This is a genomic window from Methylobacterium sp. Gmos3, assembly GCF_056430985.1.
In genome coordinates this window covers 505,061-517,973 of the sequence record NZ_JBWJYL010000002.1, presented here as the reverse complement: position 1 = coordinate 517,973, position 12,913 = coordinate 505,061, and the positions used below count along the sequence as shown (strand labels likewise).

Below are 12,913 nucleotides of genomic sequence, written 5' to 3'. Positions count from 1 at the left end.
GTCCCAGGCCGGGTCAGTGCGTGCGCGATGTTCTCCCCTGCAACAGGTCTTCGGTTTGGTGCAGGTGTAAAGTCTAGCGATGGTTAACGGGGCCGTGGCCCTACGGCAACTCCGCGAAGTACTTAACTTAGGGTTCACATGCGGCCGGCGCGCGAATCGTGCGGATTGAGCCGGCGAAATTACCGGCTCACCTTATTTGCCAGATCTGCGTTCGACGCAAATGAGGTCGGCTTCAAACGCTATTCGACCGATTCGAACCCTTCGAAGATCGGATGTTCCAGGTAAAGCGAGCGAGTCGACGGTGCGCGACTATGTACCTTTCGGAATTGCTCGGATCGGGTCCACGCGTCGAAGTCTTCCCGAGAGTGCCAAACGGTGTGCGAGGCGTACAAAATATAATCAGACATTTCCGGGCCGCGGAGCAGATGAAAATTAACAAATCCTTTCATCTCGGCCAGGTGACTCTCGCGTCCGCGCCATACGGCCTCGAACTCATCAGTCTCCTCTTTCATCACCTTGAACCGATTCATCGCGACGAACATGCGTTTGTCTCCTTAAAGCTATCAAAGACTAGGTCGAACCTTGGAGCCCCTGCGTGGTCGTTCGCAACGCCATCCCTGGCGGTTGAGATGTATAATAGAACACAACCCCTGACTACAATCTGCGAATTGCCTCGAAATAACTCATTCCTGATCCATAAACCACAGGATGTATCGGGAGACTTGCGAATTTAGACGATTTGAGGTCCTAGTAATTGCGTCGACGGCAAAATGCACCGGGCCGAGGCACGAGGGGCGCAATCCGGATGCGCAAACGAAAATGGGGTTGGGGAAGGTGGAAAGAAGCGAGAATAAATTGACGGACCTGCATTTGAAAGCCGATCGCCCTCTGGGGAAGGACGCTATGCCTCCGTCGATGCCGAAGCAGACCACCGATGTTGATCGTCTGGTGGGTCTGCGAATCACGGCACTGCGCAAGGCCCGTGGGCTGAGCCAGACCGCCCTGGGTAATGCCGTGGGCGTGACTTTCCAGCAGGTCCAGAAATACGAGAAGGGCCAGAACCGCGTCGGCGCCGGCCGCCTGCGGGAAATCGCCCGGCTTCTGGAAGTGCCGGTCTCGGCCTTCTTCGACGACAACAACGCGTCGGACGGCCCCCAGGAGGACGTGTTCAGCTTCCTCAACGCGCAGGGTTCGGTGGATCTGCTGCGCGCCTACACGCAGATCGTGGACGACCAGATGCGCCGCGACGTCCTGGCGCTGGTCCGAAGCGCTGCCCGGCTCGCGCATCTTCGCGCCACTGGCGGTGAAGCCGATCCGAAGCAGTGAGGATCGGCCGCCCCTCCGGGGGCGCGCGAATCAACCTCCGGCGGCGATCAGGTGGAAGAAGCTTCCGCTCACACGCCCGAGACGGTGCCCCATGAAACCGAGGTCGGCACCTTCGGCATCGGCGATCCGGGCGAGCGCAATGCTCTCGTCCGGCGCGTCCGACGTGACGCTGGCGTAGTGGAATTCGTGTCCGACCAGGCCTGTCTGAGCCCGGCCGAGAATGCAATCGGCGGCAAGCCGCGCCACGCGATAGCCGAGATGCAGTTTCCGCCGGCGATAGGATGTGGCGACGGGGAGAAGGTCCAGCATCGGATGGACCGCCCCGTCCGCATCTTCGAGGCTTTCGCCCAGCACCATGTAGCCGCCGCACTCGCCATGGACCGGGCGGGTCCGCGCAAACGCTCGTGTTCGTCCCAGGAAGTGGGTCGCGGCGGCGATGCGCCCGGCGTGTAGCTCCGGGTAACCCCCTGGAAGCCAGCAGCAATCGCAATCCTCGGAGGGCCCCTCGTCGGCGAGGGGCGAGAATGGCACGAGCTCCGCTCCGGCCCCGCGCCAGCCGGCCTCCATGTGCGGGTAGACGAAGCTGAACGCCTCATCCTGCGCGATGGCGATCCGCTGGCCCGGCGGCGGCACGAAGGGCCGGCTTCCATCGGTCGGGATCGCGCCGCCCGCCGCCGCGACCAGGGCATCGAGGTCGATCCCCGCCTCGGCCATGCCGGCTAATTGCTCCAGACGCGCGGCGAGGTCGGCCGTCTCACCGGCCTGGACGAGGCCGAGATGCCGCTCCGGCAGAACCAGCCCCGCCTCCCGCGAAAGGGCGCCGAAGACCCGCAGCCCCGCCCGCTCCATGCCCGCCTCCACGAGACGGCGGTGGCGGGGGCTCGCGACCTTGTTGAGGATCACTCCCGCGATGGTCACGCGCGGGTCGTAGACCTTGCAGCCGAGCGCCACGGCGGCGGCGGATTGGGCCGCGCCCGACACATCCACCACCAGGATCACCGGCCAGCCGTAGCGCGCGGCGATGTCGGCATTGGCGCCGGAGCGGTTTTCGGCGGCGCGGACGCCGTCGAACAGGCCCATCGACCCCTCCGCGACGATGAGGTCGGCCTCCGCCGCCGAGGCGCCGGCCAGGGTGTCGAGCAACGAAGGCCCCATGGCGAAGCTGTCGAGGTTGAAGCTCGGCAATCCGGTGGCGGCCCGATGGAAGGCGGGATCGATGTAATCGGGTCCGCATTTGGCGCCCCGGACGCGCAATCCCCGGCGGCGCAGGGCGCGCATCAGGGCCAGCGTGACGGTGGTCTTGCCCGAGCCGGAGCGCGGCGCGGCGATCAGGAGCCCCGGCGCACTCATGGTGATTTGCCCCCGACGGCCCCGTTCGGGCGGAATCGGCGGTCGTAATCGGCGGCATAAAGCGCGCTTTCGCGGAAGTTCTCGGCGTCAAGGGCCGGTCCGACGAAAATAATCGCCGCCCGCTCAAGTTTTTTCTCGTTCACAAGTTGTGGGATCGTCCGAAGCTTTCCACGGACAACTATCTCGTCGGGCCAAGTCGCGCGAAACACCACGGCGGCCGGGCAATCGGCGCCGTAGTAGGGCGTCAATTCGGCGGCGACCGCATCGATGACGTGAATCGAGAGGTGGATTGCCAGCGTCGCCCCCGTCGCGGCGAAGGCGGCCAGCCGCTCTCGCTCCGGCATGGCGCTGGCGCGGCCCGAGGTCCGGGTGAGCACCACGGACTGGGCGAGGCCCGGCACGGTGAGTTCCCGGCCGAGCACCGAGGCCGCCGCCGCGAAGGCCGGAACGCCGGGGGTGATCGTGTAGGGGATGCCGAGCCGGTCGAGCCGGCGCAGCTGTTCCGCCAGGGCGCTCCAGATCGAGAGATCGCCCGAATGCAGGCGCGCCACGTCGTGGCCCTCCGCGTGGGCCGCCTCAATCTCGGCCAGGATCGCGTCGAGGGAGAGCGGCGCCGTGTCGACGATCCGCGCGCCCTGCGGGCACCATGACAGGATCTCCGGGGCGACCAGGGAGCCCGCATAGAGGCAGACCGGGCAGGCGGCGATGCGATCACGCCCGCGCACGGTGATGAGGTCGGCCGCGCCGGGGCCGGCGCCGATGAAATGGACCGTCATCCTTCAGCCCTCTGGCGGGTTTCGTGCCGGAAGGCCAGTGCGCAGGTGACGCTGCCGCTGGCGATCCTGTCGAGCACGAGGCGCGAATCCGTCCCGGCGCAGGCGAGCGCCGCCGCCTCGCAGAGGGAGCCGACGCCGCGCAGGGCTTCGATCCGTGCCGAGCGGGTCGGCACGCGGGCATCGCAGGCGAGGAGCGCTTCGGGGGCAATGCCCTGCGGCACGAGGCCGAAGGCGCTCGCCGCCTCGTGCAGCGCCGCATCGCCGGCCCGGTCGTGGGCGGTGGCGATGGCGGCGAGGCGGCCGGGCGCGATGCCGGCCTCCGACAGGGCGCGCCGGATCAGCGCCGCGATCTCGGAAGCCTCGGCGCCCCGGCGGAAGCCGATGCCGGCGACGATCATCGCGGCTTCGTCCAGGCCCATTGCGTCACCGGCATCGCCGTCCGCCAGCCTTGCAGCCCGCCGACAGCGCTGGCGCGCGCCACCGAGACCCGGCGCAGGCTTCCGCCCCTTGCGGCGTAGGCTGCGAGCAGGGCGGCTTCGCCTTCGAGGGTCACGGCATTGGCGACGAACCGCCCGCCCGGCTTCAACGCCCCGGCCGCAAGGTCGATCAGCCCCGGTTCCGACACGCCGCCGCCGACGAAGATTGCATCCGGCAGCACCAGCCCGTCGAGGGCGGCCGGCGCCCGCCCGAGCACCACGGCGAGGTCCGGCACGCCGAAGGAGAGGGCGTTGCGGCGGATCCGCTCGGCCCGCTCGGGCCGCGCCTCGATGGCGGTGGCCCGCAGGGACGGCCCCCGCAGCATCCATTCGATGGAGACCGAGCCGGCGCCCCCGCCGATATCCCACAGGTGCTGCCCCGGCTGCGGCTTCAGGGCCGAGAGGGTCAGCGCGCGGATTTCGGCCTTGGTGAGCTGACCGTCATTCTCGAACAGCTCGTCATCGAGGCCCGGCGCGAGGGGCAGGCCCTCGGCCTCGCCCGAAACCTCGATGGCCAGGGTGTTGAGGGCGGCGATGTCACCGAGGTCGAAGCCCTCGGCGCGGGCGCGGCGGATGCGCTCGCGCGGGCCGCCCATCGCTTCGAGCACCGTCACGACGCTGGCGCCGAACCCGCGCGCGGTCAGGAGCCCGGCCAGGGCGGACGCGGTGCCGCCGTCCCAGGCGAGGACGAGGAGCCGCGCCCCCGGCCGCAGATGCGGCACGATCCGCTCCAACGCCCGCCCATGCAGCGTCACGAGGCCGATCTCGGCCAGCGGCCAGCCGAGCCGGGCGCAGGCGAGGCTGAAGGCGGAAGGCTGTGGGAAGGCGGCGATCTCGTCCGCCGGCACCAGCCGGGCGATCTCGGCGCCGATGCCGTAATGGAACGGGTCGCCCGTCGCGAGGAGGCAGGTCGGCCGTCCGCGCCGGGCGAGGATGCCGGGATAGGCGTCGGAGATCGGGCTCGGCCAGATCCGGGTCTCGGCCATGAGCGGCGCGGCGAGGTCGAGGTGGCGGCGCCCGCCATAGACGATCTCGGCGGCGTCGAGGGCGGCGGCGGCGGCGGGCGAGAGGCCGGCGCGGCCGTCCTCGCCGATCCCCACGATCGTCAGCCAGCGGCTCGACACGGGCTCACCGGACGGGGACAAGGCGGCCATGCCCGAATCCCCGACGCGACTCCTGATCCTCGGCGGCACCACGGAGGCGACCGCCCTCGCGCGGGCGCTCGCCGACGATCCGGCCTTCGCGCCCGTGCTGTCGCTCGCCGGCCGCACCAGCGCGCCGATGGCGAGCCCCGTCCCCATGCGGGTCGGCGGGTTCGGCGGCGCCGAGGGACTGGCCAGCTTTCTCCGCGAGGAGGGAATCGAGGCGCTGATCGACTCCACGCATCCCTTCGCCGCGCGGATCTCCGCCAACGCGGCCCGTGCCGCCACGCTCGCACGGGTGCCGTTGCTCGCGATCCGCCGCCCGGCCTGGGAGCGGGAGGCAGGCGATGCCTGGATCGAGGTCGATGACATGGCGGCGGCGGCCGGCGCCCTCGGACCGGTGCCGCGCGTGGTGTTCCTCACCATCGGCCGGCAGGAGGTCTCGGCCTTCGCCGGGGCGCCTCACCATGCCTACGTCGTGCGCAGCATCGAGCCGGTGGGCGATGCCCTGCCGGTGCCGCGCCTCACCACCATCGCCGCGCGCGGCCCCTTCGACGCCGAGGCCGAAGCCGCGCTGATGCGCGAGGCCGGCATCGAGGTGGTGGTCAGCAAGAATGCCGGTGGCGCGGCGACCCACGGCAAGATCGTCGCGGCCCGCCGCCTCGGCCTGCCGGTGGTGATGGTGCGCCGGCCCGCCAAGCCGGAGGTGCCGAGCGTGGCGGATGCCGACGAGGCGCTGGCCTGGCTGCGCCGTCACGCCGCCCCCGGCACGCTGCGCAGGGTGTAGACGAAGGGTGCCTTGCCCTCGCGGGGGATCAGCCGCGTGCCGGAAGCGCCGAGGATCACCATCGTCGCCATGTCGGCGGGGGCGGAGGGCGCTTCGGCGAGCGTGGTCACACGGATCGCCTCGTCCGGCCGGCTGATGGCGCGGGCGAACATCACCGGGGTTTCCGGCGGGCGGATGCCGGCGGCCAGCTCCAGCGCGGCGCCGAGCTGCCAGGGCCGGGCCGAGGAGATCGGATTGTAGAGGGCGATCACGAAATCGGCCCGCAGCACCGCCTCCAGCCGCGCCGTCACGACCGGCCAGGGCTTAAGGTTGTCCGAGAGCGACATCGCGCAGAAATCCCCGCCGAGCGGCGCCCCGAGGCGCGCGGCGGCGGCGAGCATGGCGGTGATGCCGGGCTCGACGGTGATCGCGAGGTCGCGCCAGCCGGGCTCGCCGTGCTCCACCGCCTCGAACACCGCCGAGGCCATGGCGAAGACGCCGGGATCGCCCCCCGACACCACCGCCACATGCCGGCCGGCGGCGGCGAGGCTCAGGGCATGGCGGGCGCGGTCGACCTCGACGCGGTTGTCGCTGGCATGGCGCACGAGGCCGCCGCGCTCCGGCACGCGGGCAACGTAGGGAAAGTAGCCGATCAGGTCGGTGGCCGCGTCGAGGGCGCGGCGGGCGGACTCCGTCAGGAGAGACGGGTCGCCGGGGCCGAGCCCGACCACCGTGACGCTGCCGCTCACGGCCGGCGGCCTTCGCCCGGCACGAGGACCATGGAGAAGTAGGGCGCCGAGTCGTCGGCCTTCACCTCGAGGGGGATCACCCGCTCGCCCGCCATGGTCCCGCGCTCGACATAGACCGCGCGGGACAGGAGCCCCGCCTCGGTCAGCGCCGCGCGGACCTTCGGCAGGTGCCGGCCGAGCTTCATCACCACGGCGGCGTCGGTGCCCTTCAGGCGCTCGGTCAGCACCGGCAGCGGCAGGGTCGCGGGCAGCACGGTGAGCACGTCGTCGCCCCAGGTGATCGGCGTGCCGGCCCGCGTCCAGCAGCCGGACATGCCGGTGACGCCGGGAATGACGTCCACGGGGAAGCGGTCCTTCAAGCGCCGCCACAGGTGCATGAACGAGCCGTAGAAGAAAGGATCGCCCTCCGACAGGATCGCCACGTCGCGGCCGGCATCAAGATGCCCGGCGAGCTTGTCCGACGCCTCGTCGTAGAAGGTCGCGAGGGCGGAGACGTAATCCGGGTGCTCCGGGTGAAGCTCGGTCGTGTAGGGGTAGGCCAGCGCCATCTCGCGGGACGGATCGCTGAAGATTGCGTCCGCGATGCCGCGCGCGTTGCCGCGCTTCCCCTGCTTGCAGAAATGCACGAGGACCGGCGCCCGCTGCAGGATGCGCAGGGCCTTCACGGTGAGCAGGTCCGGATCGCCCGGCCCCATGCCGACGCCGTAGAGCGTGCCGGTGGCGACTGTACGCGCCACCTCTTCCGTCTCGCCCTCGAAGGGCCTCAGCCCGTCCATCACTCGACCTCGCTGGCGAGCGCGTTGACGGCCGCCGCCGCCATGGCGCTGCCGCCCCGGCGCCCGTGGACGACGACGAAGGGCACCCGCCCGTCTCGCGCCAGCGCCTCCTTGGACTCCGCTGCGCCCACGAACCCGACCGGGATACCGATCACGGCGGCGGGCGGCGCGACGCCCTCGTCCAGCAATTCGAGCAGGCGGAACAGGGAGGTCGGCGCGTTGCCGACCGCGACGACGCTGCCGGGCAGATGCTCGCGCCACAATTCCATCGCCGCCGCCGAGCGGGTGGTGCCCTGGCGCTGGGCCATCTCCGGCACGCGGGGGTCGCGCAGGGTGCAGACGACCCGGTTCTCGGCGGGAAGACGGGCGCGGGTGACGCCGTCGGCCACCATGTGGACGTCGCACAGGATCGGCGCGCCGTTGGCGAGCGCCCGCGCGCCGGCCTCGGCGAAGCCGTCCGACATCTCGACGTCGGCGGGCAGGTCGGTCATGCCGCAGGCGTGGATCATGCGCACGACGCAGCGCTCCGCCGCGCCGGACCAGCGGGCGAGGTCGGCCTCGGCGCGGATGATCGCGAAGGACTTCGCGTAGATCGCGCCGCCATCGCGGACATACTCGTAACGCGACGTGTCGTGCTGCACGGCGGTCGGGCTCGCGCTCATGCCGGTCTCCGGTTCCTCCCCCCGTCGTTGGTAGCCGACGCGAAGGCGGCGGCAAGCCCGAGAGTTGCCGCCCTTCCTAACCGCTCCAAAGCCGCCTCGATAGGGACTTGCAGTTGGTGTGAATCGCCGGGCGCTCCACCGACGATGATGGCGTACGCCCCCTCGTGCCCGACGAGGGTCAGGTCGGCCGGGCCGGGCTTCGCGCAGCCCTTGGCGCAGCCCGAGACATGCGCCGAGAGGCCCCGCGCCGCGAGGGGGCGAAAGCTCTCCGCGAGGCGGGCGGCATCGACGAGCGTCGGCGTCGAGCCGGAGGCGCAGGCCGGCGCCCCGGTGCAGGCGGCCACAGCGCGGCGCGGATCGTCCGCCGCGACGATGAAGTCCGCCGCGAGGTCGCCGAGGCGGATCCGCTCCGGCTGGGAGGGGAGCAGCACCACGCCGCGCGAGGGCGACAGGCGGATTTCCGGCGCGCCGATGTCCTCCGCCACGGCGATCAGCCGCTCGAAGGCGTCGACGGTGCAGCGGCCGAACGGGGCGTCGAGGGCGAGGACGGGCCGGCCGTCATGGGTGGAGGGGCCTGGCGCCGGAACCGCCACCGTCATTGCGAGCGGAGCGAAGCAATCCAGCGGCGGCACGTTTTGAGTGTCTGGCCGAGAGTTCGGCGGTTCGTTCACGCTCGACCTCATCCTGAGGTGCCGGAGCGCAGCGGAGGCCTCGAAGGAGGGCTCCAGCGATCGCAGCGCCGTCTGGAGCCCTCCTTCGAGGCCGCTGCGCGGCACCTCAGGATGAGGCGGAGTGAGGGGAGAACTCGGCTTTTCGCCCAGACTCCGAGACGTCGCGCTGCCCTGGATTGCTTCGCTTCGCTCGCAATGACGGAGAGCGTCCGGATTCACATCCCTCATCCGCCGTTGACCCGTCGCGGCGAAGGCGGTGAGCAGGGCGGCGATGGCGGAGGGAGCGTCCGCCACATCGCTTTCCCATACGGAAGTCCCCGCGACGATGGTGACCCGATCCGCCGCCAGCGGCAGGACGGACAGGTCCGCTTCGGCCATCGCCATGCCCACCGCGACCAGTGTCTTCGGCGGCAGGCCGGGCACGCCGCGCCCGGCTTCCTCGATGGCTTTCGCCAACGCGGAAATGCCGTCCCCGGCGAGGGGGCTTGTCAGGGTCAGGCGCTGCGGGCCGCCATCCCGGCGGGTATCCCCGAGGCCGACATGATCGAGCAGGGCGGCGAGCGGCGCGGTGGTCGCGTCGGTGACGCCCCGGATCTGAAGGTTCGCCCGCGCCGTCAGGTCGAGATGACCGTTGCCGTAAAGGCGCGCGCCCTCGGCCACGGCACAGGCTTGCGCCAGGCTCAGCACGCCCAGCGGCGGATGGATGCGCGCGAGGAGCCCATCGCCGGTCGGCATCGGCCGGCTGAGACCGGGGCACCAGCCCCGGCGGGCGGAATCGGGCAGGGCGCGGGTCATCCGGCCACCTCGCCGAGGAGCGCATCGGCGGGGAGCGCGTTGCGGCGGCTCGTCCAGAGGCCCCGGTCGCGGGCCTCGTCGAACCGGTCGAGGATCGCCCGCGTGGCGGCGGGGTTGGCGGCGCGCAGGCGCTCGAACACGTCTGGGTCGGCGATCCAGGCGGAATAGAGCGCCTCGAATCCGGCATCGGTCACGGCGTCGCTGCCGGCGGCCAGGACGAACACGGCATCGAGCCCCTGCGCCAGTTCCTGCGCGCCGCGATAGCCGTGGCGCAGCTGCGCCGCGATCCAGCGGGGATCGGCGAGGCGGGCACGGATCAGACGGGCGGAATCCTCCCGCGCGGTGCGGGCCTTCGGGCGCTCGGGCTCGGACACGTCGAGGCTGTAGAGGGCCGGCTTGGCGCCGCTGAGCGAGGCGGCCGCAGCGAACCCGCCCATCGCGTCGACGGCGGCGTCGCCGTCGAACAGGTCGCGCTCGGCCACGTCGAAGGCGTGGGCATAGGCATCCGCCTGCGCCACCCGCCGGCCGAAGCCGGCATCCGGCCCCTCGCGGTCGCCATAGGCGTAGCCGCTGGCGGCGAGGTAGGCCCGGCCGATGGCGTCGCGCTCCTGCCAATCGCCGTCGAGGACGAGGGCGGCGGCGCCCGCGCCGTAGCGGCCCGGCGCCGCGCCATAGACCCGCGCCCCGGCCTCGCCCCGGCGGGCGGCGGCGGCCAGCGGGTTGTCTTCCTCGTCCTCGTCGCGGGCGGCGACGGCGCGCACCGCCCGGTCGAGGAGGGCGAGCGTATCCGGGAAGGTGTCGCGGAAGGCGCCGGAGACGCGCATCGTCACGTCGATCCGGGGGCGGTCGAGCACGGCGAGCGGCAACACCTCGAAGCCGGTGACGCGGGTGCTGGCGTGGTCCCAGACCGGCCGCACGCCCATCAGCGCCAGGGCGTGCGCCACGTCCTCGCCCCCCGTGCGCAGGGTCGGCGAGGCCCAGAGGTCCATGACGATCCGCGCCGGATAGGCGCCCTCGTCCTGCAGGTAGCGCGTCACTACCGCCTGCGCGGCCTTCTCGCCGAGCAGCGTCGCCGCCCGGCTCGGGATGGCGCGCGGATCGAGGGTGGTGAGGTTGCGCCCGGTCGGCATCACGTCGAGCCGCCCGCGCGAGGGCGAGCCGGCCGGGCCGGGGGGCACGAAGCGTCCGTCGAGGGCCGCGAGCAGGCCGGCGCGCTCGCCCGCCGCGCAGGCGCGGATGGGTTCGGGCGCATCGTCCGGGGCGCGGCCGAAGACGTGCAGCCCGTCCCGGAATGAGGTTTCGCCGAGATCGCAGAGATGGGCGTCGAGGGCGGTCAGCGCCTCCTCCATCGGCGCGCCCTGCGGGATGCCGGCGCCGGCCAGGAGGCCATGGCCCTCGGCTTCCTCCAAGATGGCGGCGGCCAGCAGCTTGGCCCGGCGCGGGTCGAGGACCGTGGCGGCGGAATATTCCTCCACCAGCTCGCGCAGGCGGGCCGTCTCAGGCGGCAGGCCGGCGCGGGCGACGGTCGGGGTCAGGTGGCCGAGCGCGATGCCGCCGAGGCGCCGCTTCACCGGCGCCGCCTCGCCGGGATCGTCCACCACGAAGGGATAGACCACCGGCAGCGCCCCGACGCAGAGCGAGGGCCAGCACCGAGGCGAGAGCGCCACGGCCTTGCCCGGCAGCCATTCGGTGGTGCCGTGGGTGCCGAGTTGGACCAGGGCGTCGAAGTGGCGGCGCAGGCCGAGATGGAAGGCGAGGTAGGCGTGCGTCGGCACCCGGTCGGGGTCGTGGTAGCCGGCCTTGCGGTCGGCATCGCGGCCCCGGTCGGGCTGGAGGAACAGGGCGCAGGTCTCGCCGACGCAGCGGAAGCGGAAGGCCCCGTCGCGGCAGAGCGGATCGTCTTCCGGCGCGTCCCAACTCTCGGCGAGGGCGGCGCGGGCGTCCTCCGGCAGCGTGGCGAGCCACGCGGCGTAATCGGCGAGGGGGACCGCGAAGGTCGCCTCCCCCTCGGTGAGCCCCGTCATCACATCGTCCGGCAGCGGCGCCGCCGGGTAGCCGGCCTCCGCGAGGTCGGCGAAGAGGGCGCGGGCGCTTTCCGGCGTGTCGAGCCCTACCGCGAACCCGGCACGGCCGCCCCGTGCGGGATAGTCGGACATCACCACCGCCACCCGCCGTTCGGCCGGGGGTAGGGCGGCGAGGCGCAGCCAACCGCGCGCCCGCTCCGCGATGGCCGCGATGCCCTCATCATGGGGCACCAGCCGGCGCTCGGAGAAGCCCTCGGCCTCCGGGGCTTCCTCCTTAAAGGCGATGGGGAAGCCCGAGAGCCGCCCGTCGAATTCCGGCAGGGCGATCTGCATGGCGAGGTCGGAGGCGCCGAGCCCCCGCGACGAGGCCTCCCAGGCCGCGCGGGGCGAGCCCACCGTGAAGGCCTGCAACACGGGGCATCCCGCCCGGTCGAGGACGAAGCCGGCATCGTCCCGCGCCGAGAAGGCCGTGGCCGCAATCACGATGTCCGGTCGTTGCGCGGCAAGCGCCGATTTGACGGCGGCGACGGCCTCCGGGTCCTTCAGGCTCGAAACCGCCAGCGTCAGCACGCCGATCCCGCGCTCTTGTAGGGCGAGCGCCAGGGCCTCGAACGGCGCGGTGTCGCCGCCGAGCACGGCCGAGCGGTAGACGAGGAGGAGGGCCAGCGGAGGCTCGTCCCGGCCCAAACCACCCGCCCCGTCATTGCGAGCGAAGCGAAGCAATTTAGGGCGGCGGGCCGCTTCAGGACGGGGTGCTTCCCTGGATTGCTTCGCTTCGCTCGCAATGACGGTGGGCAACGGCACGGCACTCCGGCCTGCCGCAAGAGCCGTGTCTACCGCCACCGGCCCGCAGCCGGGGCACCATGCGAACCCCCTCGGCAGCGGCTGGGGCGGGTCCACCGGGCCGCCGCCGTCGAGATGGGCCGCGAGGCGGCGGAACAGACGGCGCAGGTTAACGGGGCCGCCGGCCCGGAAGTAACCATCCAAGTCCTCGGCCAAGGCGGCGTCGGTGCTGAAAGCGGCGAGGCGCGGATCGGGCCGGTCGTCCCCCGGCAGCACCGCGAGCACCACGCCATGCGCCCGCGCGGCCTGCGCGCAGCGCTCGATGCCGTAGCGCCAGTAATCGAGCCCGCCGAGGCAGCGGATCACCACCGCGCGGGCGCGGGCGACGACCTTCTCCACATAGAGGTCGACGGAGAGCGGATGCCGCAGCTTGGCGAGCTTCGCGAGCCGCAGCGAGGGCAGGTCCGGCATCGCGGCATGCGCGCGCGCGAGGCCGGCGAGGTCGCTGTCCGTGAAGGACAGGATCACGAGGTCGCCCGGCTCCTGGCCGAGATCGATCGCCGCCTCGCCCTCGTCGAGGGAGACCGTATCGACGCGCAGGAGGTGCATGGCGCCTC

Annotated in this window: 12 protein-coding genes; 2 read left to right on the top strand and 10 right to left on the bottom strand. The window is 72.0% G+C overall.

The features are described from left to right. Positions 1-239: 239 nt before the first annotated feature. A complete protein-coding gene (gene hmuQ, locus ACS5Q7_RS06015; protein WP_478338501.1) occupies positions 240-542 on the bottom strand; it encodes a heme-degrading protein HmuQ in 303 nt (100 codons plus the stop codon). Between the two features lie 373 nt (positions 543-915). Here hmuQ and ACS5Q7_RS06010 point away from each other — a divergent pair, with 373 nt between their 5' ends. Continuing rightward, positions 916-1,326, top strand: a complete 411-nt coding sequence (locus ACS5Q7_RS06010; protein ID WP_478338562.1) for a helix-turn-helix domain-containing protein — start codon at positions 916-918, stop codon at positions 1,324-1,326. Between the two features lie 30 nt (positions 1,327-1,356). On the opposite strand, the gene ACS5Q7_RS06005 is transcribed toward ACS5Q7_RS06010, so the two are convergent. The 4 genes from ACS5Q7_RS06005 to cbiE are packed head-to-tail and all read right to left on the bottom strand — an operon-like array spanning position 1,357 to position 5,082. Next, positions 1,357-2,676 carry a cobyrinate a,c-diamide synthase gene (locus ACS5Q7_RS06005; RefSeq protein ID WP_478338500.1) on the bottom strand — a complete coding sequence of 440 codons (1,320 nt, stop codon included), beginning with the start codon at positions 2,674-2,676 and terminating at the stop codon, positions 1,357-1,359. After that, positions 2,673-3,452 (bottom strand): precorrin-4 C(11)-methyltransferase, encoded by a 780-nt coding sequence (gene cobM, locus ACS5Q7_RS06000; protein ID WP_478338499.1) that lies wholly within the window; start codon positions 3,450-3,452, stop codon positions 2,673-2,675. The genes ACS5Q7_RS06005 and cobM overlap by 4 nt, the downstream gene beginning before the upstream one ends. Further along, a complete protein-coding gene (locus ACS5Q7_RS05995) occupies positions 3,449-3,871 on the bottom strand; it encodes a cobalamin biosynthesis protein (RefSeq protein ID WP_478338498.1) in 423 nt (140 codons plus the stop codon). The genes cobM and ACS5Q7_RS05995 overlap by 4 nt, the downstream gene beginning before the upstream one ends. Next, a complete protein-coding gene (cbiE, locus tag ACS5Q7_RS05990) occupies positions 3,847-5,082 on the bottom strand; it encodes a precorrin-6y C5,15-methyltransferase (decarboxylating) subunit CbiE (RefSeq protein WP_478338497.1) in 1,236 nt (411 codons plus the stop codon). The genes ACS5Q7_RS05995 and cbiE overlap by 25 nt, the downstream gene beginning before the upstream one ends. Here cbiE and ACS5Q7_RS05985 point away from each other — a divergent pair. Then, the gene (locus ACS5Q7_RS05985) at positions 5,081-5,857 is read left to right on the top strand and encodes a cobalt-precorrin-6A reductase (protein ID WP_478338496.1); all 777 of its coding nucleotides are present in this window, start codon (positions 5,081-5,083) and stop codon (positions 5,855-5,857) included. The two genes, cbiE and ACS5Q7_RS05985, sit on opposite strands and share 2 nt — an antisense overlap. Here ACS5Q7_RS05985 and cobJ read toward each other — a convergent pair. Genes cobJ through cobN form a run of 5 tightly spaced genes read right to left on the bottom strand, consistent with a single transcriptional unit; the run spans position 5,824 to position 12,905 of the window. Next, positions 5,824-6,585, bottom strand: coding sequence for a precorrin-3B C(17)-methyltransferase (cobJ, locus tag ACS5Q7_RS05980; RefSeq protein WP_478338495.1), 762 nt, complete (start codon positions 6,583-6,585; stop codon positions 5,824-5,826). The two genes, ACS5Q7_RS05985 and cobJ, sit on opposite strands and share 34 nt — an antisense overlap. After that, positions 6,582-7,361 (bottom strand): precorrin-2 C(20)-methyltransferase, encoded by a 780-nt coding sequence (locus ACS5Q7_RS05975; protein WP_478338494.1) that lies wholly within the window; start codon positions 7,359-7,361, stop codon positions 6,582-6,584. The genes cobJ and ACS5Q7_RS05975 overlap by 4 nt, the downstream gene beginning before the upstream one ends. Then, entirely contained in the window at positions 7,361-8,023 is a 663-nt protein-coding gene (locus tag ACS5Q7_RS05970) for a precorrin-8X methylmutase (RefSeq protein WP_478338493.1), read from the bottom strand. Before ACS5Q7_RS05970 ends, ACS5Q7_RS05975 begins: the two co-directional genes overlap by 1 nt. Continuing rightward, positions 8,020-9,489, bottom strand: a complete 1,470-nt coding sequence (locus ACS5Q7_RS05965; RefSeq protein ID WP_478338492.1) for a precorrin-3B synthase — start codon at positions 9,487-9,489, stop codon at positions 8,020-8,022. Before ACS5Q7_RS05965 ends, ACS5Q7_RS05970 begins: the two co-directional genes overlap by 4 nt. Continuing rightward, positions 9,486-12,905 (bottom strand): cobaltochelatase subunit CobN, encoded by a 3,420-nt coding sequence (cobN, locus tag ACS5Q7_RS05960; protein ID WP_478338491.1) that lies wholly within the window; start codon positions 12,903-12,905, stop codon positions 9,486-9,488. Before cobN ends, ACS5Q7_RS05965 begins: the two co-directional genes overlap by 4 nt. Positions 12,906-12,913 lie beyond the last annotated feature (8 nt).